The organism is Streptomyces pactum, assembly GCF_002005225.1.
GTDB classification, from domain to species: domain Bacteria; phylum Actinomycetota; class Actinomycetes; order Streptomycetales; family Streptomycetaceae; genus Streptomyces; species Streptomyces pactum_A.
Genome location: NZ_CP019724.1, coordinates 5,674,273 through 5,690,292 on the forward strand (window position 1 = coordinate 5,674,273; position 16,020 = coordinate 5,690,292).

The window sequence follows — 16,020 nt, forward strand, 5'->3', positions numbered from 1 at the left end:
GGGCTCCCGGGCGGCCCCCCCCCCGCGAATCTCGCTCCCGGCCGACCGAGTCGGGGCGGCGGTCGGGCCAAGCGCAGGAAGGACGACCCCGTTGCCGGAAGGCCACACGATCCACCGGCTGGCGAAGGACTACGCCACCGCGTTCGCCGGCCCGCCGGTACAAGCGGTGCGAGCCACCAGCCCGCAGGGCAAGTTCGCCGACGCCGCCGCCCTTCTCACCGGTACGCCCCTCACCCGCACCGAGGCCCACGGCAAACACCTCTTCCTCGGTTTCGGTGCCGCCGAGCCCGCCGAGCCCGCCGAGCCCGCCGAGCCCTCGGAGCCCTCGGAGCGTGCCGAGCCCGCCGACTGGGTCCACATCCACCTCGGCCTCTTCGGCAAGGTCACCTTCGGTGAGACCCCGGCGCCCCCGCCCACGGACACCGTCCGCCTCCGCCTCGCCGGCGAGACCGCCTACGTCGACCTCCGCGGCCCCACCACCTGCGCCCTGATCACCGATCCGGAGAAGCAGGCGATACACGCCCGCCTCGGCCCCGACCCCCTGCGCCCGGACGCCGATCCGCAGGCCGCCTACCGCCGTGTCTCCCGAAGCCGCACCACCATCGCCGCCCTGCTCATGGACCAGAAGGTCATCGCCGGCGTCGGCAACGTCTACCGCGCCGAGGTCCTCTTCCGCCACGGCATCGACCCGTACCGCGCGGGCAGGGACATCACCCCCGCCGAGTGGGACGCGATCTGGCGCGACCTCACCGGCCTCATGCGCGAGGGCGTCAGGAACAACCGCATCGACACCGTCCGCCCGGAGCACACCCCCGAGGCCATGGGCCGCCCGCCCCGCGTCGACGACCACGGCGGCGAGGTCTACGTCTACCGCCGGGCTGGCAAGCCCTGCCACCTCTGCGGCGAGTCCGTCCGCACCGCGGACCTCGCCGCCCGCAACCTCTTCTGGTGCCCGGCCTGCCAGCAGCGCTAGGGCGTCCCCGTCAGCCTGCCCCCGGCCCGGCGGCGAGAGACCGGCCCGGGCGCGGAGGAGCCGGCGCCGCCGCTATTCGGACAACTCTCCCCACCCCGGAACCGTCCGTCATCGCCTGCCCGTCTGCCCCAACGGTGTGTCACGGGGGCGGACGTATCACGGGGAGCGTGGGGACATGCTGCGTATCGGCTTCGGCACGGACGACCTCAACCGGCTGCGGGTGGCGGCGGGCAGTGACTTCATGTGGGAGGTGGTCCTCAGCCTGCATCTGCTCCAGAACCGGCACGCGGCCCTGGTCTTCGACCCATGGCGGAGGCAGGTGCGCGAGGGGCTCGCGCGAGCGGGGCTGGTCCGGGCGACCCGGGCGCTGATGGAGGTGACCCCGTTCGCCTCCTACTTCCCGGACTTCCTCACCCCCGGCCTCGGCAGCCCTGACCCGGACACCGGGCTGGACGCGGTGCTCTCCACACCCCGCAGACGCCTACGGTACGAACTGGCCCGGCTCTACCGGGACCGGCCGATGCCGTCGGACGCCCGACGGCTCGCCGAGGGCGGGAGCGAGGTGCTGCACCGGCTGGGGGCGGCGGTGCGCGCCTACCACGCGGTGGCTGTGGCGCCGTACAAGACGGTCATCGACCGGGCCGTCGGCGCGGACCTGGCCAAACGCGCCGACTCGGCGCTGGCGGCGGGAGCGGAGGGGCTGCTGGGCAGCTATCAGCCGGAGCTGCTGTCGTGGCGGGACGGCCGGCTCGAGTGCGGCTACCCCTTCGACCGGGACCTGGAGCTGAACGGCCGCCCGCTGACCCTCATCCCGTCCTTCTTCTGCACCCGGCAGCCTGTCGCTCTCGCCGCCCGCGAACTCTCGCCCGTACTGGTGTATCCGCTTCCGCTCGCGCCGGACTGCCTGACGGTGGGCGGGCCCGGCGGCGCACCCGGCTCGGGCTCGGCGGAGCGCCTGCACCGGCTGCTGGGCCCCACCCGGGCCCGAGTGCTGGAGCTGCTCGGCCGCCCGATGTCCACCAGCGGCATCGCCGCCGCCCTCCACCTCTCCCCGGCCAACGCCAGCCGCCATGCCACGGTGCTGCGGGAGGCGGGGCTGGTCGGCTCGTCCCGGGACGGACACCGGGTGCTGCATCGCCGGACGGTGCTGGGGGAGGCGCTGCTGAACGGGAGGTGGGGGGTGTGAGAGGCACGGTAAGGCGCGCCGAGTCATCCGGGAGCGCCCGCCCCCGGGCCGACGTGCGGCAGTGAGGCGGGCGCTGTGGGGTGCGGCGTGCGGGTCAGCAGTTCTTGATCTTCCAGATCGGGTCCCAGTTCCATCCCGAGTGGGCTGTGTCGCGCGCGACCGAGGTGTGGACGACTGTGCCGCTCGAGTTGTAGAACTTCGCCGCCGTGCCGTCGGTCTGGTAGTTGTAGAAGCCACCGCGGCCGCCCCAGTAGGACAGCGAGTAGGTCTTGCAGTAGTACAGGTCGAACACCTTGTACGTGCCGCGGGTCGGATCCCACACGCGGGCGCACAGCCGTCCGGTCGGGCAACTGTAGGTGTTGCCGGATACGTACCGGATGCGTTCGGCGGCCGGCGAGATCCCCGGCGAGTTCGCCGGCACACCCGCGTCCGCGTGCGCCCCCACCCGCTGCTCAGTGGAACCGACCGCCCGGGGAGCCGAGTCCGCCGCCTGTGCCGGCGCCGAGCTCAGCAGCGTGGTGAGCACCAGACCCGCCCCCGCGACGAGTCCCGCCGACTTTCGGGATGTCAGATGTGTCCGGGATAACTGCATTGTGCTGTCCTCCGCGTCCTGGTTCCGATCTGCGAAGCGAACGGTCATCCGCTCGCGCCCCATGGTGGGGCGGTTCGCGCCGGCCGGACGGAACATTCGACGGATACGCAATCAAGGCACCGGACCCCGGCCCCGAGACACCCGTCGCTCCGCGTGCTCGCCGGTGTCGAGGGACAAGGTCAGAACCCGTGCGGCAACCACGGCGCGACGTCCGACCCGAACCCCACCGACGCCTGCGCCAGCGCGCCCCGCCGAACCTCCCGCACCCGTCCGGCCGCGCCCAGCGAGGCCAGACTGACGCCGCCGAGATACACCGCCCCCAACTCCCGCACGGACAAGGCCAGGTCAGCCGCGTCGGACGTCGGCTCGCAGGACGCCCCCTTCGCGTCCCCGCACAGCCGCCAACGCCCGGCGTTCCAGGGGCAGAAGGCGTCCTCGACCTCGAACACCACGTCCACCGGCGTCTGATACGTCCGCGCCGCCAACGCGGCCCCCACGTCCACCAGCCGCACGTACAACGCGTCCCGCAGCACCGGCCGGCACCGCCGGATGTCCGACACCTGGTGCTGCCACGCCTCGTCGACCGGCCGCCCGCGCACGGTCAGCGCCGACGTCAGGTCGATACCGAACAGGAAGCGCCACAGCGCCGACTCGGTCGCGGGGTCCAGCCCGGCCAGGTCGTCCACGACCACCGTGCCGCCCGGCCCCTCGCTCCCCCAGGCCGGCCGCACCCGGAACCGCGCGTACCCCGTGACCTCGCCGTCCCGCCGGGCGACCACGCACTGCAGCGGCGACGCGCCCTCCCGCTCGCCCTCCGGGTCCAGCAGCGCCAGCCGCTCCCAGCCGGGCCGCCGCGCCAGCATCCCGGGCCGTCCGGGCACCAGCCGCGCGTACACCGCCTCGCACGCGTCGAGCACGTCCGCGGGCGCCGCGTACCGCAGCCGTACGTCGTCAGTGCCGTCCGGCACCGACAGTCGCACCCGGTTGGTATCGATCTCCGCGTTGACCTGGAAGGTCGCGGCGCCGTACCCGAACCTGCCGTAGATCGCCGGTTCGGAGGCCGTCAGCACGGCAAGCGGCTCGCCCCAGGACCGTACGTCGTCCAACTGCCGCCGCATCATCGACGTCAGCACACCCCGGCGCCGGTGCGTGGCGGCGACGCCCACCATCGTCACGCCCGCCGCGGCCACCTCCGCACCGCCCGGCACGGTCATCCGGAAGCTGAAGGCCCCCGCCGTCCCGACGCAGGCGTCGCCCTCCCAGACGCCGAGCGAGCGGTCGCACTCGGTCAGCGCCCTGTACAGCTCCAACGCCTCGGTGGACTCCGGGATCCCGCCGAAGGCGCGGACCAGCGTCCCGTACCACGTGTCCCATTCGTCCCGCCGCAGTACCCGCGGCTCGGTCATCAGGCCGTCGTCGTCGTTGTCCATCGAGCGTCCCATGGACCCATGCGTATCAGGGCCGCGCGGGAGGGGCGAGGCAATTTCCGTCAGGTTGCGGCGCGGCGGCCGTTCGTGAAGTTCACTGTGAAGTCGGGCCTCGGACGGGGGACAAGTAGGACCTCCCGTGCCAAGCGCCCGGTCCGATGGATAGGGTCCCGAACTAATGGCAGCAGGACGACAGCGGCGCGCGGAAGCCGACACGTTCACGGCCCGGTGGAAGAAGCAGTGGCACCGGGCCCGCGTCGGCGTGCGCCGATCCGCCGTCGACTACTTCCGGGGCGACGGTTCGGACTGGATCGCCCTGGCCGGACTGCTGCTGATGATCCCCGTCATCGCCGCCACCACGATGGCGAACTCCGTGTGGTGCTCACCGGCCGCGCTGGTCCTGCCGATCGTCGCGGGCGGCCTGCTGCTGCGCCCGGCGAGCCTGCTCACCCTCTACGCGGCGGCGGCCACGGCACTGATCGTGGAGTCGGTCCAACTGGGCCCGTACACCGAGGGCCCCTCCCGGGTCACCCCGGGCGTGGTCCTGGTCGTCGCGGCCTGCGGCTTCTTCGGGCTGCTGGTCGCCCAGTTCCGCAGCCGGGTCGGCGTGCCCTGGCGGCGCGGCGGCACCATGCTCTTCGACCTGCGCGAACGCATCCGCGTGCAGAGCAAGCTGCCCAAGCTGCCGACGGGCTGGCACCGGGAGATGGCGCTGCGCCCGGCCGGCGGTCAGTCCTTCTCGGGCGACTTCGTCGTCGCGGCCCGTACGAACGGCGGCCGGACGCTCGAGGCGGTCCTCACCGACGTCTCCGGCAAGGGCATGGACGCGGGCTCCCGCGCCCTGCTGCTGTCGGGCGCGTTCGGTGGACTGCTCGGCAGCCTCCCCCCGCACGCCTTCCTGCCGGCCGCCAACGGCTACCTGCTCCGCCAGGACTGGGACGAGGGCTTCGCCACCTCCATCCACCTCGTGCTGGACCTCGACTCGGGCGACTACGAGCTGTACTCCGCCGGACATCCGCCGGGCCTCCAGCTCAGCGCGGGCACCGGCCGCTGGGAGGAGAAGTCGGCCGAGGGACCGCTGCTGGGCGTGTACGACGGGGCGCAGTTCGACCCGGTGAAGGGCTCGCTCCGCCCCGGAGACGTGTTGATGCTGTTCACGGACGGTCTGGTGGAGACCTCCGAACGCGACATCGCCGAAGGCATGGACCGCCTCACCGGAGAGGCCGACCGCTACGTCGCCGGCGGCTTCCACGGTGCCGCCTGGCATCTGATCGAGGCGGTGGCCAAGGACGTCAACGACGACCGGGCGCTCCTGCTGATCTGCCGGGAGGGGCCGACGGCCCAGTCCCCGACGGCGGCCGACTGACACACTGGGCCGCATGTCCCGGACTCCGCCACCCGCCTCACCGCACACCGGGCCGCTCTCCCCGGCCGAGGCCGAGGCCATCGCCCGTGCCGCGCACGCCGGACAGACCGACAAGGCGGGACGGCCGTACGCCGAACACCTGCGGGCCGTCGCCGAGGGCGTGCGGCGGCGCGGCGGGGACGACGAGCAGATCGCGGCGGCCTGGCTGCACGACGCCGTCGAGGACGACGCGCTGTCCGAGCGATGGCTGCGCGAGGCCGCGCTGAGCCGGCGTACCAAGGACATCGTCCTCGCCCTCACCAAGCGGTCCGGGGAGCCGCCCGAGGCGTACGCCGCGCGCATCCTCGCCACGCCCGGCGCCCGGCTGGTCAAGGAGGCAGACCTGGCACACAACGCCGACCCGGCGCGGCTCGCGGTCCTGGACCCGGCCACCCGCACACGACTGACCGAGAAGTACGCACGGATGCGCGCACTTCTCGGTCTGGTGGGTCCGGCGGGTTCAGTGGGTCCGGCGGGTCCGGCGGGTCAGGACGGTCCGGACGCGGGCGCCTGAAGCGGAACGCCACAGCGAGCCTTTGACGTCAGAGCGCCCCCGGACGCCGGTGCGCCGACGGACGCCGAAGCGGACCTTCGGCGTCCGGCGGCCCCGGGTGGCGGGCTTCAGACGGAGACCTTCTCACCGGTCTCGCTCGGCGCGCGTGCCTCGCGCACCTCTGCCTTCTCCCGCCTCTCGCGGCCCCGCGCGGCCTCGCCCGGATCCCGCTTGAAGGCCCACTCCATTCTCGGCTCCACCACGCACCGCAGAACCCGCTGGACGGGCTTGGTGCACAGCAGGGTGATGACCGCGGCTCCGAGGACGGTGAGCCCGATCTCCCCGAGCGGCCGGTCCAGTGCCGGGTGGGAGAACCAGCCGGCGTAGCTGCCCTCCTTCACCAGGAAGCCGTGCACCAGGTAGCCGTAGATCGTGCCCGCGCCGAGCGCCGTGAACCACATGCGCCGGCCCGGCACCCAGGCGAAGAAGCACGCCGACAGCACCAGCGAGCAGCCGAAGAGCGCGAGCGTCAGGATCGGCCCGGACCACCAGGGGGCGCCCGTGTCCTGCACGGCGGCGTTGCGGTAGAACCAGCCGGTCTCCATGCGCGGCACCGACCACCAGGCGACCGCCACCGCCGCCGCGACCACCGGCACGGACAGGATCCGCACCGAACGGCGCCGTACGAGCTGGAAGTGCTCGGGGCGCAGTACCAGACCCAGCACGAAGCACGGCAGGAACTGCAGCACCCGCTGCATGTTCAGGTCGTTGCCGACCGTGGGCGTCACGGAGGCCAGCGCGGCGATGCCCAGCGCGATCGGCAGCGGCCACCGGACCGTCTGCCAGATGGGAGTGGTCAGCCGCCAGACGAACAGCGCGCACAGGAACCACAGGAGGTAGGTGGGGTCCAGCAGGCTGATGTCGTTGGCCGGGTCCTCACTGACGCGGCGGTGCAGCGCGTAGGCGACCTCGAAGACGAGATAGGGGACGGCGACACCGGTGATCAGCCGTTTGACGCGCCTGGGGCTCAGATCGAAACTGCGCGAGAAGTAGCCGGAGACGATGATGAACGCCGGCATGTGGAACGTGTACAGGACCCGGTACAGGGTCTCGACGGTCCGGTTCCCGTCCAGGATCTGTCCCCAGGCGTGACCCACACCGACCAGCACGATCGCCAGGTACTTGGCGTTGTCGAAGAACGCGTCGCGCTGCCGGCCCGGCTGTGCCTGCCGGTTCGGCGCGTTCGGTGCGTTCGGTGCCTGCTGGTCCGAGCGGAACGGCGACTTCCGGTCACCGTGCGGTCGCAGCGAGCTCGTCATGCAACCCCCCGCCAAAAAATCGGCGGGTCGTAGCAGGACCTCGCTGCTCTGGTGGGGGACGGGGCAGCGTAGAACATCTGAGGCACCCTAGCGTTCTCCCCGTCTTCCCGTACAACCCTCGACGTCATTCCCGCATTCGTCTCCCGAGTTTCTTCGCGAGTGCCCCGCATTCCGGGGAACTCGTGATCTCCGGCCGGGTGACGGCTCCCACATCGCCGTACGCCGTCACGTGGTGAAGTGGCTCGCAGTTCACCCCACTTGTCATGACTCGTCAGGACCAAACAGTGCATAAGGCCGGAGGGCGGCTCTGCTGGAATGTCCGCTTCAATGTACTTACGGACCTCGTCGGCGACTCTGTGATCCGCCTGTGAAGTACCTGTCGATGTGGGGCCCGTGACAATTCGAAATATCTGCGAACGCGTTGTGTGGGCATGGAAACGAAGTGGCCCGAATTCCCGCACGGGTGCTCTGTCGAATTCCTGTGCGGGGTGCGATGGTTGGATACGTCCGCGCGCGCGGGGGAGTGCGACACCCCGGGGACCGGCCGGACGATGTGTCACCCGCCGCATAGCGGGGCCCGGTTGGTGGCACGATGGTTCTGGCGGGGGTGTGCGGCGCGGCACCTCCGGGCCGGGAGAGCGGACCGACCGAGGGTGTGATCAGTTGTGGCCATTTCGCTGTCAGTGGTGCTGCTGTTGGCGATCATCCTGGTGGTGCTGCTGCGAGGGGGCTCGATCAAGGCGGGCCCGGCGATCGTCGCGGTCCTCTTCGGCTTCTTCCTGGCCTCGACGGGCATGGCCGACGACATCCAGCGGTTCCTGGACTCGATAGCGGAGACGCTCAACTCGATCCAGTTCTAGGCCCAATGCCGGTGACTTAAGTTCTGTCCTGCCGAGTGATGGTGACGGTGTCCGGTGCGGGTGGTGTCCAGTTGGAGTGCTCGGCCCGTTTGAGCGGCCAGTTGGACATCTTGCGTTTGATCACTCGGGGGCAGGTGCGGTGGCGGCGTGGGGGCAGGAGGCGTTCGGCGATCTCAGCCAGGGTGCGGGCCAGTGCCCGGGCGAGTCGGCCGGGGGGAAAACGCCGCCTGGGCCGGGACCTGGCGGCGCACGATCCGCAGGGACCGGGTGAAGGACAGGCGGTCAGGGTCCAGACCCTCGCGCAGGGCGCTTTGGTGCATCAACTGCCGGACGGCGTGGTGCACCAAGAGGAAGCCGTAGATCTCCTGCTCCACACCCCACGGGTATTTCGAGCGCAGGATGAGCTTCGGGCCGCGTTGGTGAGTCTTGATCTCGTCCAGCGTGGTCTCGATCTCCCACCGCTGGGCGTAGAGCGCGGCCAGCTCCCGCGCGGGTGCTTCCTCTGGATCGAGCAGGCTGGTCAGCAGGCGGTAGACGGTGGCGTCGCCGGTGCGGGCGAGGGTGTACTCGATCACCCGGACCACCACCGGGTTGCGGCGGCTCCTGCGGTCCTTTTCGGCATGGACCGTGCTGAGGTAGGAGCCATCGCCGAGGACCTGGGTGACAGGCAGGACCGCGCTCTTGCGCACGCGCCACAGCAGGTCCGCGCCGCTGTCCCGGGCGGCCTGCCACAACTCGAATCCGTAAAAGCCCCGGTCGGCGAGCAGGAGCATCCCTTCCTGAAGCTGGGGGAACAGATGCCGGGAGAGTTTCTGCTCGCTCGCCGACTGCGGACCGATGACGGCCCCGAACACCGCGTGGGTGCCGCATTCCGCCAGCGCGACCAGCCGTGCCTGCGGGAACGCGGCTGCTCCGCGCGTCGAGGCATGGCGGCCGAAGAACTCCTCGTTGGCCGCCGTGTCCGCCACGTCCAAGGTCGTGCCGTCCACCGCGACCAGACGCCAGTGCCGGTACCAGGCACCCGCCGTCTCGGGCACGGCCACCGGCCGGCAGACCCGGGCGAACAATGCCCTCAACGGTTCTGTGCCCAGACGCCGGCGTGCCCGCCCGATCGCGGCGGTCGTCGGCACCCGCCACGACCGCCGCCCATCACCGAGCCCCTCGCCCAGCAGCCGGGCGACCTCCTCGTATCCCTGCCCGAAGAACAGGCACATCGCGAGAACGAAGTAGACCACCACCCGCGCCGGCAGCAGACGGCTGCGCTGCTCGGTCCGGCCGCTCTCGGCGATCACCTCATCGACCAGATGAGGCGGAAACGCCTGCGTCAGCACCCCGATCGCGATCCGGTCCGACAACCGCTCATCCGCAGGCGCCCTGACCTGCCCCACCCTCGCCACACAGCAGACAACGAGGCACAGCCGTCTAAGTCACCGGCATTGGTTCTAGGCCGTGTCCGACCTACCCCGGGGCCGCGTGAAGACCTCCGGCCCGGCCCTCCTGGGGGACCGGGCCGGAGGCCTCTCGGAGCGGGCGACGGGAATCGAACCCGCGTAGCTAGTTTGGAAGATCGCGTACGCGGATCCCGACTGACCTGGCGTAACGCTGACCTGCGCGTTCACTAGAACGCCGCCGATGGTCCCCGTGGCTCCCCCCGGTGCGCCTCTCGTACAGGCACGCCGGGGGCACGCTGTCGACTGTCAAGCGTAGTGCAGCAACAGGACTGCAACACCCGTCAGGGCTGTGATCAGACTGGCGATTGCCGAGATCAGGGCCGCTGTGTGGTGCAGCTTAGTTGCCTCCTGCGGTCTCACTGCTGTACTGTCCGCCGTACCCCGGTAAGCATGGCAGTGCAATGCTTTAAGCGGGTGGGTGGGCTCCTCGGGCAAGGGGTTGCTCCATTCGGTTAAGCCAACAGGCGTTTGCGCGCGGTCAGAGGTGACGCAAACGCCTATTCGGCATGTCTTGAGTTGTAGCTGCGCACCCTACCATGCGCCCGCGGCTGCAACTCGTAGGGTCTGTCGACGACTTGGTTGGTCCGGCCGACTGCTCCTGGACCGTAGCAGCGGGACGTTGTCAGCCCCTCCGATCGGTTCGGTGAGCGCTCAGTTCCAGCTACAAGGCGCTTGGCCTTAGGCATACTCGACCTCACTTCTCCACACTGAGACCGACGCAGATTCGACGCGTGAGGGAGGAGCGAGGTTGACTCAAAGCTGCCTCCGTCTCGCCGTATGGGAGGGGATGCGATGTTGGTCAAGCTGGGACATGACCTGTACCCGTCCGAGGAGGTCTGCTTCCTTTGCGCGAAGCCGTTCGACGGCGCAGGCACCGCAGTGACGTGGGTGGGTGTCGGTGCGAGGATCTACCTCCACGGTGAGTACTGCGCCGGGTCGTTCGTCCTCCGCATCGCTCGGGATGCCTGGCAGATTGAGCATGATCGGGATGACTCTTCGGCCTGAGCAGCGGAGGTCGGCGGAGCGGCTTTGGGCTGGAGCTGCTTTGGGGCGAGTGATCTTGGCCCCGTAAGCTTCCGGCGAGTCGGGCAGTCTGTGGACCTGCCCGTTAAAGCACGACGTTGGGGCCAAGATCTTAGAGGCTCGCCCCAAAGTGGCTGCCTAAAGCCGTGGAGCCGACCGCCCCAGCCACGACGGGGGTTCGTTCTGACCTCGGGATCGCCCTCTCACCCTTACCCCGGCCTGGTCTTCGCCCCTTGTGGGCGCGGGCGGGCGACGGCGCGCGGCCCCGGTGACGAAGGCAAGGAGGGGCAGCGTGGCGGCGACCGACCGGCGCCGCCGCGCTGTGCGCGGCACCTCCGATCTCCCGATCGGACTGCTTGCAGTTCCAGGAGGCCGGGAGCGACGCGAGCGAAGCGAGCCTTGATGATGTAGGGAAACTCTTACCGCGCCATGCCCTGAGCGGCTGATCCCGGGGTGTCGGCAACGCGTTGATCTGGGCTACCGTGCGGTCTATGCCCTCTGGACTGGACACGCCTCACGGCGCGGCTGAACTGGCTGAGTCGCTCTTGCCTCCGCTTGAGAACCGCTGGCTGCACACTCAGGCGGTAGCGGCTAGGGCAAGCGAAGCATCCGCGGCCGTGTCCGAGGGCGACCGTGATCTGCTCGTCGCTGCTGCCTGGCTGCACGACATCGGCTACGCCCCGGAGCTGCGGGACACAGGGTTCCACCCGCTCGATGGTGCTCGTCATCTGGAAGCCCTTGGGGCGCCCTCGCGGCTCGTCCGCCTCGTGGCCCATCACTCCGGGGCCGTGTACGAAGCTGAACAACGCGGCCTGTCTGCTGAGCTTGACGCTTATGAGCGGGAGGACTCTCCCGTCCTCGACGCGCTGATCTACGCGGACATGACGACTGGGCCGGCCGGACAGTCTTTCGACTTCGATCACCGCATTGACGAGATCCTGGTGCGATACGAGCCGGGCAGTGAAGTGCACAACGCGATCAGCAAGGCGCGTTCGTACCTCGGGGCTGCCGTTGAGCGGACGCGCTCTCGCCTCGCTGGTCAGCCGACGTAGGGATCGGGGTTATCGGTCAGTCCGTGGTCGATCCGCATCCGCATCGACGGGTGAATGTTCAAGTCGTCCAGTCGGCTGGGGTGGACGAACGCCACTTCCTTGCTCTCGCTGCTCGTGCGCAGTTCGCCCCCCACGATGCGGGCGCGGAAGCAGATCGAGAACTGTTGGCGGACCTCGCCGTCGTCGTACGCCATGACGTGCGCCGGGTTGGTGTAGGTGCCGACCAGTCCGGTCACCTCGACGTCGAACCCGGTCTCTTCCTTGGTCTCGCGCACGGCGGCATCTGGGGCTGACTCGCCGACGTCGACGCCACCGCCGGGGAGTGCCCACAGATTGTTGTCCGTCTTGTGGATCAGCAAGACTTCGCCGGCATCGTTGCGTGCCACAGCGGTGACGGATGGAACGATGCTGTTCGCCTTCGGGGCGTTCGGATCGTTGAAGTAGTCGACTCGGGCCATGCTCCAAGCCTTGCACGCTCCGTCAGGTGGTCGCGTGCCCTGGCTGCCTACTCGGGCCGGCCGCGCTCCCATGCGTAGTCGAAACTCCGCATGTAGTGCCGGAAGGTCCGAGCCCCCGGGATGTAACGGAAGTGCAGCACCGGGTTCTGTCCCGCGGGCGCTCCGAGTACGTGCGGGTTCACCAACACGTCGTCATCGAACCGGTAGATCGAGTTGTAGAGGATCGTGTCGTGCAGCCGGACGCCGACGCCCGGCGTCGTCAGTGCCGGTTCGAGGTATCGCCGGGTGATCCTGGCGCGGGCGGCCAGATCGCCACCGATGCCCTCCTCCTCGCCGCGCTGGCGAACCATCTCCGAGTCCGGGTCACCGAGCAGGATGCGAACCTGCCCGCCGGCCTTCGCCTTCTCCGCCAACTGGTCCGGGAGGTCCGGGTGGCTGTCGAAGAGGAACAGTCCCGCGTACACGAGGATGTCCACGTGGTCCCGCGCCTTCTCGATCAGCGATGACCACAGTGTGGCTGGCACTGCCCCACGATGCGGGTAGTACGTGATCAGCTCGGAAGTACTCGCCGACTCGGCTTGCTTCTGAACGGCGGGCCAGATGTAGACCTCGTCAACGCCCAGGAAGCTCGCGGCCTTCCAGCGGTGCCCCCGGTGCGGCGTGCGGTCCGTCGTGATCCACCGTTCCACGCTCTTGGGGTCCACCCCGACGTGCTGTGCCACGGACTGGATCGTCTCGCCCTTCGCTGAAATCGCCGCGCGCAGACGCTCGTTCGCCATGACGTGTCCTTCCATGGACGCCGTAGGGACGTTTTGACGATAGCTCAGACGTCCCCAAACGTCCATACGGACCGTGATGCGTCCACTACCTCTCGCGGTCTCCTGGTCTCACCGCCGCGCATTGCGGCTCGACTGAGATCAGGAGAACAGACGATGCGTCAGATTCCCGTCGACACTCAGGCCGCCATGATGATGGTTGCCCAGCCCCCGCAGCCGAAGGTGAAGGACCGCCGTACCGGCGAGCGTGCGATGGACGCCGAGACCGGCGCCGCGCTGTCGACCGTGGACATCATGTTCGCGGCCAACGGTGAGGCCGAGATCCTGTCCGTGACCGTCCCGGAGCCCGGCATCTCCGGTGAGCTGGCCATGGGTACCCCGGTCGCGCTGACCGGTCTGATCGCCCGGCCGTGGGAGAACGAGTTCAACGGCCAGAAGCGCCACGGCATCGCCTTCCGTGCGGTCGCGGTGACCTCGCTCGCCGCCGGCGCCTCGTCCTCGAAGGCGGCCTGAGCCATGACGTGGCTGACCGTCGCCCTGGTGCTGGTCGTCGCCGCTGCGGGTCTCCTGCGGTGGCGGCGCCCCGCCTGGTACTGGCTGACCTTCGGGGTCACCCTCGCCGCGCTGCGAGTCCTGGTCCGCTACGGCTCGGTCATGGACGCCTGCGCACTCACGGTCCCGGCCCCGCGCTGGCGCCTGGCCCTGGCCCGGATGACCAACCGGCCGATTCCCGGTCCTCGTGCCCCGCGTGTCCTGCGGGTGCGGGTGACCCGTACCGGCTTGGTGCTGCGGCTCAAGCTCCGACCCGGTCAGGACGCCTTCGACGTGGCGGCTTCGTGCGACCGGCTCCGGCACTCCTTCGCCATGTTCGGAGTCACCTCCCGTGAGCTGCGCTCGGGCGTGGTGGAACTGCGGATGACCGGCTACGACGTGCTCAAGCGAGTACAGATGCCCGCGCACGTCGACACCCGGCCGATGCGGGTCCCGGTCGCCCTGCGCGAGGACGGAGCCGTCCACTACCGCGACTACCGCGCCGTCCCGCACGGGCTCACCCTCGGCGCCACGGAGTCCGGCAAGTCCGTCTATCAGCGCACCCTCGTCGCCGCGCTCGCGCCGCAACGGGTCGCTCTGGTCGGCGTCGACTGCAAGCAAGGGGTGGAGCTGTTCCCGCTGGCCCGCCGGTTCTCCGCGCTCGCCGACAACCCCGACACCGCCGCCGAACTCCTCGACGCCCTCGTGGCCCACATGCAGGACGTGTATCAGCTCATCCGGTCTCACCAGCGGATCACCGCTGACGTGCCGGACGCGGAGATCGCCGCCGACATCTGGGACCTGCCCGAAGACCTGCGCCCGGTGCCGATCGTGGTCCTGGTCGACGAGGTCGCCGAACTCGCCCTCTTCGCCACCAAGGACGATGAGAAGCGCCGCGACCGCATCATCACTGCCCTCGCCCGGCTGGCTCAGCTCGGCCGTGCCGCCGGCGTCTACCTGGAGATCTGCGGGCAGCGCTTCGGCTCCGAACTCGGCAAGGGCATCACCATGCTCCGTGCCCAGCTCACCGGCCGGACCGCGCACCGCGTCAACGACGAATCCTCGGCGAACATGGCCTTCGGAGACATCGCCCCGGACGCCGTTCTCGCCGCGATCCAGATCCCCACCGACACCCCCGGCGTCGCCGTCACCGGCGACTCCTCCGGCGGCTGGGCCCGCATCCGCGCCCCGCACACCTCGCTGCGCCAGGCCGTGAACGTCTGCAACCGGCACGCCGACCTGACCCCGGACCTTCCCGCCCTCGCGCCGTTCCGGCCTCTTCTCGGCACCCTCGCCTCGGTTCCGGCCCCGGCTGTCGAGTCGACCCCGGCCGCTGCCTGACCCCGCCCGGGAGGCACCTCATGCCCACCGCGAAGAAGCCCATCACCCGCCGCAAGACCAAGCCGCTGGCGCCGGAACCCGCGAAGTGCCCCGACTGCGACGGCAAGGGCGAGACCCGCGAAACCGTCCGCGTCGGCGCCCGCAAGGGCCGCGTGACCGACGACCACCAAACCGCCCTGTGCCTCACCTGCATAGGCACCGGCCAGGCCACCGACTGACCAGGAGGGAGGACACCATGCCCCGCACCGTGCTCCGCGTGGATGCCGTCCTGATCCAAGCCGTCATCGCCGGCGCCCTGTCCTTTGCCCACCTGCACGACCTCGCTGCCGCCGCTGGACAGGACGGCTGGAAGGCTTGGGCCTACCCGGTCTCCGTCGACCTGCTCCTGGTTGCCGCGTGGCGCCGACTGCGCTCCGACGGGCCGTCTCGGCTGGCCTGGTGCTGGTTCCTGATCGCTCTGATCGCATCGCTCGGCGCCAACGTCGCCACCGCCGGACTGCTCGACCTGAGCAACGTCCCGGCCTGGCTGCGCATCCTCGTGGCCGCCTGGCCTGCCCTGGCCTTCATGGGCGGCACCCTCCTCGTCCACTCACCCGCCGACCGCTCCTCGACCCCGACGGCACCCGCCGCCCCGGACCCGCAGCCCGCGCCTGAGACGAAGTCCGCCCCGGCCCCCGCTGTTGAACCGACCCCGGAACCGGTCGACTCCGCCGGCCACGCCCCGGCGCTCCCACCCGCCGACCCGGCCCCGGCACCACCGCCGGCCGTCCCGGTCCCGGCCGCGCTGGTCGACCACGCCCGCAAGGTCGCCGCCGACCACGAACACCGCACCGGCGCCCGGATCGACACCGACACCCTCCGCGCACGTCTCGGCGTCCCGGCGCACCTGGCCGACGCCATCGCCACACAACTCGCCTGAGAGGAGATCACCGCCATGCCTGCCCGCGACTTCTTCCACTCCGTGATGCGGATCGGACCGGTGCAGATCGGCACCCACCGCGACCGCCACGGCCAGACCAAGCACGCCGCCGTGTGCAGCTCGGACGGCTGCGGCTGGTCCGCCGGCTACACCAGCCAGTCCGCCGCACAGCTCGCCGCCCGCACCCACCGCTGCAAGGTCCGCTAGGAGGCCG

The 16,020-nt window shown here is 70.3% G+C and carries 17 protein-coding genes; 11 read left to right on the top strand and 6 right to left on the bottom strand.

The features are described 5' to 3' along the window. Positions 1-91 precede the first annotated feature (91 nt). Positions 92-973 (top strand): Fpg/Nei family DNA glycosylase, encoded by an 882-nt coding sequence (locus tag B1H29_RS24200; protein WP_055416932.1) that lies wholly within the window; start codon positions 92-94, stop codon positions 971-973. A 175-nt stretch (positions 974-1,148) separates the two neighbouring features. After that, positions 1,149-2,159, top strand: a complete 1,011-nt coding sequence (locus B1H29_RS24205; protein WP_055416931.1) for an ArsR/SmtB family transcription factor — start codon at positions 1,149-1,151, stop codon at positions 2,157-2,159. Positions 2,160-2,253: 94 nt separating this feature from the next. Here the strand turns inward: B1H29_RS24205 and B1H29_RS24210 are convergent, their stop codons facing one another. Together B1H29_RS24210 and B1H29_RS24215 are read right to left on the bottom strand one after the other, a co-directional pair. Further along, positions 2,254-2,685, bottom strand: coding sequence for a hypothetical protein (locus B1H29_RS24210; RefSeq protein WP_055416930.1), 432 nt, complete (start codon positions 2,683-2,685; stop codon positions 2,254-2,256). A gap of 245 nt (positions 2,686-2,930) precedes the next feature. Continuing rightward, positions 2,931-4,193, bottom strand: a complete 1,263-nt coding sequence (locus tag B1H29_RS24215) for a GNAT family N-acetyltransferase (protein ID WP_055416929.1) — start codon at positions 4,191-4,193, stop codon at positions 2,931-2,933. A gap of 163 nt (positions 4,194-4,356) precedes the next feature. Here B1H29_RS24215 and B1H29_RS24220 point away from each other — a divergent pair, with 163 nt between their 5' ends. Next, positions 4,357-5,544: a PP2C family protein-serine/threonine phosphatase gene (locus B1H29_RS24220; RefSeq protein ID WP_055416928.1), complete on the top strand. Its 1,188-nt coding sequence runs from the start codon at positions 4,357-4,359 to the stop codon at positions 5,542-5,544. 13 nt (positions 5,545-5,557) lie between these two features. Beyond that, on the top strand, positions 5,558-6,097 hold the full coding sequence (locus tag B1H29_RS24225; RefSeq protein ID WP_055416927.1) for an HD domain-containing protein: 540 nt from the start codon (positions 5,558-5,560) through the stop codon (positions 6,095-6,097). A gap of 107 nt (positions 6,098-6,204) precedes the next feature. Here the strand turns inward: B1H29_RS24225 and B1H29_RS24230 are convergent, their stop codons facing one another. Next, positions 6,205-7,395: an acyltransferase family protein gene (locus B1H29_RS24230; protein ID WP_055416926.1), complete on the bottom strand. Its 1,191-nt coding sequence runs from the start codon at positions 7,393-7,395 to the stop codon at positions 6,205-6,207. Positions 7,396-8,060: 665 nt separating this feature from the next. On the opposite strand from B1H29_RS24230, the gene B1H29_RS24235 reads away from it, so the two are divergent. Then, positions 8,061-8,255 (top strand): hypothetical protein, encoded by a 195-nt coding sequence (locus B1H29_RS24235; protein ID WP_055416925.1) that lies wholly within the window; start codon positions 8,061-8,063, stop codon positions 8,253-8,255. Positions 8,256-8,428: 173 nt separating this feature from the next. On the opposite strand, the gene B1H29_RS24240 is transcribed toward B1H29_RS24235, so the two are convergent. Then, complete coding sequence (locus B1H29_RS24240) at positions 8,429-9,652, bottom strand: IS4 family transposase (RefSeq protein ID WP_079160429.1); 1,224 nt, start codon at positions 9,650-9,652, stop codon at positions 8,429-8,431. A gap of 1,568 nt (positions 9,653-11,220) precedes the next feature. On the opposite strand from B1H29_RS24240, the gene B1H29_RS24250 reads away from it, so the two are divergent. After that, entirely contained in the window at positions 11,221-11,781 is a 561-nt protein-coding gene (locus B1H29_RS24250) for an HDIG domain-containing metalloprotein (RefSeq protein WP_055416923.1), read from the top strand. Here the strand turns inward: B1H29_RS24250 and B1H29_RS24255 are convergent. After that, positions 11,769-12,239: an NUDIX hydrolase gene (locus B1H29_RS24255; protein ID WP_055416922.1), complete on the bottom strand. Its 471-nt coding sequence runs from the start codon at positions 12,237-12,239 to the stop codon at positions 11,769-11,771. The genes B1H29_RS24250 and B1H29_RS24255 overlap by 13 nt on opposite strands. Positions 12,240-12,286: 47 nt before the next feature. After that, on the bottom strand, positions 12,287-13,018 hold the full coding sequence (locus B1H29_RS24260; RefSeq protein ID WP_055416921.1) for a hypothetical protein: 732 nt from the start codon (positions 13,016-13,018) through the stop codon (positions 12,287-12,289). 153 nt (positions 13,019-13,171) lie between these two features. Between B1H29_RS24260 and B1H29_RS24265 the strand changes: the two genes are divergently transcribed. From B1H29_RS24265 to B1H29_RS24285, 5 genes are read left to right on the top strand one after another with little or no spacing between them, the layout of a single operon-like run. Then, positions 13,172-13,528, top strand: a complete 357-nt coding sequence (locus tag B1H29_RS24265) for a hypothetical protein (protein ID WP_055416920.1) — start codon at positions 13,172-13,174, stop codon at positions 13,526-13,528. Positions 13,529-13,531: 3 nt separating this feature from the next. Further along, complete coding sequence (locus B1H29_RS24270; RefSeq protein ID WP_055416919.1) at positions 13,532-14,887, top strand: FtsK/SpoIIIE domain-containing protein; 1,356 nt, start codon at positions 13,532-13,534, stop codon at positions 14,885-14,887. A gap of 20 nt (positions 14,888-14,907) precedes the next feature. After that, positions 14,908-15,105, top strand: coding sequence for a hypothetical protein (locus B1H29_RS24275; protein ID WP_055416918.1), 198 nt, complete (start codon positions 14,908-14,910; stop codon positions 15,103-15,105). Between the two features lie 17 nt (positions 15,106-15,122). After that, complete coding sequence (locus B1H29_RS24280; protein WP_055416917.1) at positions 15,123-15,806, top strand: DUF2637 domain-containing protein; 684 nt, start codon at positions 15,123-15,125, stop codon at positions 15,804-15,806. Positions 15,807-15,821: 15 nt separating this feature from the next. Further along, positions 15,822-16,013: a mobile element transfer protein gene (locus B1H29_RS24285; RefSeq protein ID WP_055416916.1), complete on the top strand. Its 192-nt coding sequence runs from the start codon at positions 15,822-15,824 to the stop codon at positions 16,011-16,013. Positions 16,014-16,020 lie beyond the last annotated feature (7 nt).

Excerpts from the sequence above, each read along its gene's own strand:
- B1H29_RS24285 (WP_055416916.1), top strand. The coding sequence starts at position 15,822 with ATGCCTGCCCGCGACTTCTTCCACTCCGTGATGCGGATCGGACCGGTG.
- B1H29_RS24205 (WP_055416931.1), top strand. The coding sequence starts at position 1,149 with ATGCTGCGTATCGGCTTCGGCACGGACGACCTCAACCGGCTGCGGGTG.
- B1H29_RS24280 (WP_055416917.1), top strand. The coding sequence starts at position 15,123 with ATGCCCCGCACCGTGCTCCGCGTGGATGCCGTCCTGATCCAAGCCGTC.
- B1H29_RS24260 (WP_055416921.1), bottom strand. The coding sequence starts at position 13,018 with ATGGCGAACGAGCGTCTGCGCGCGGCGATTTCAGCGAAGGGCGAGACG.
- B1H29_RS24275 (WP_055416918.1), top strand. The coding sequence starts at position 14,908 with ATGCCCACCGCGAAGAAGCCCATCACCCGCCGCAAGACCAAGCCGCTG.
- B1H29_RS24230 (WP_055416926.1), bottom strand. The coding sequence starts at position 7,395 with ATGACGAGCTCGCTGCGACCGCACGGTGACCGGAAGTCGCCGTTCCGC.
- B1H29_RS24250 (WP_055416923.1), top strand. The coding sequence starts at position 11,221 with ATGCCCTCTGGACTGGACACGCCTCACGGCGCGGCTGAACTGGCTGAG.
- B1H29_RS24215 (WP_055416929.1), bottom strand. The coding sequence starts at position 4,193 with ATGGGACGCTCGATGGACAACGACGACGACGGCCTGATGACCGAGCCG.
- B1H29_RS24220 (WP_055416928.1), top strand. The coding sequence starts at position 4,357 with ATGGCAGCAGGACGACAGCGGCGCGCGGAAGCCGACACGTTCACGGCC.
- B1H29_RS24225 (WP_055416927.1), top strand. The coding sequence starts at position 5,558 with ATGTCCCGGACTCCGCCACCCGCCTCACCGCACACCGGGCCGCTCTCC.
- B1H29_RS24265 (WP_055416920.1), top strand. The coding sequence starts at position 13,172 with ATGCGTCAGATTCCCGTCGACACTCAGGCCGCCATGATGATGGTTGCC.
- B1H29_RS24270 (WP_055416919.1), top strand. The coding sequence starts at position 13,532 with ATGACGTGGCTGACCGTCGCCCTGGTGCTGGTCGTCGCCGCTGCGGGT.
- B1H29_RS24255 (WP_055416922.1), bottom strand. The coding sequence starts at position 12,239 with ATGGCCCGAGTCGACTACTTCAACGATCCGAACGCCCCGAAGGCGAAC.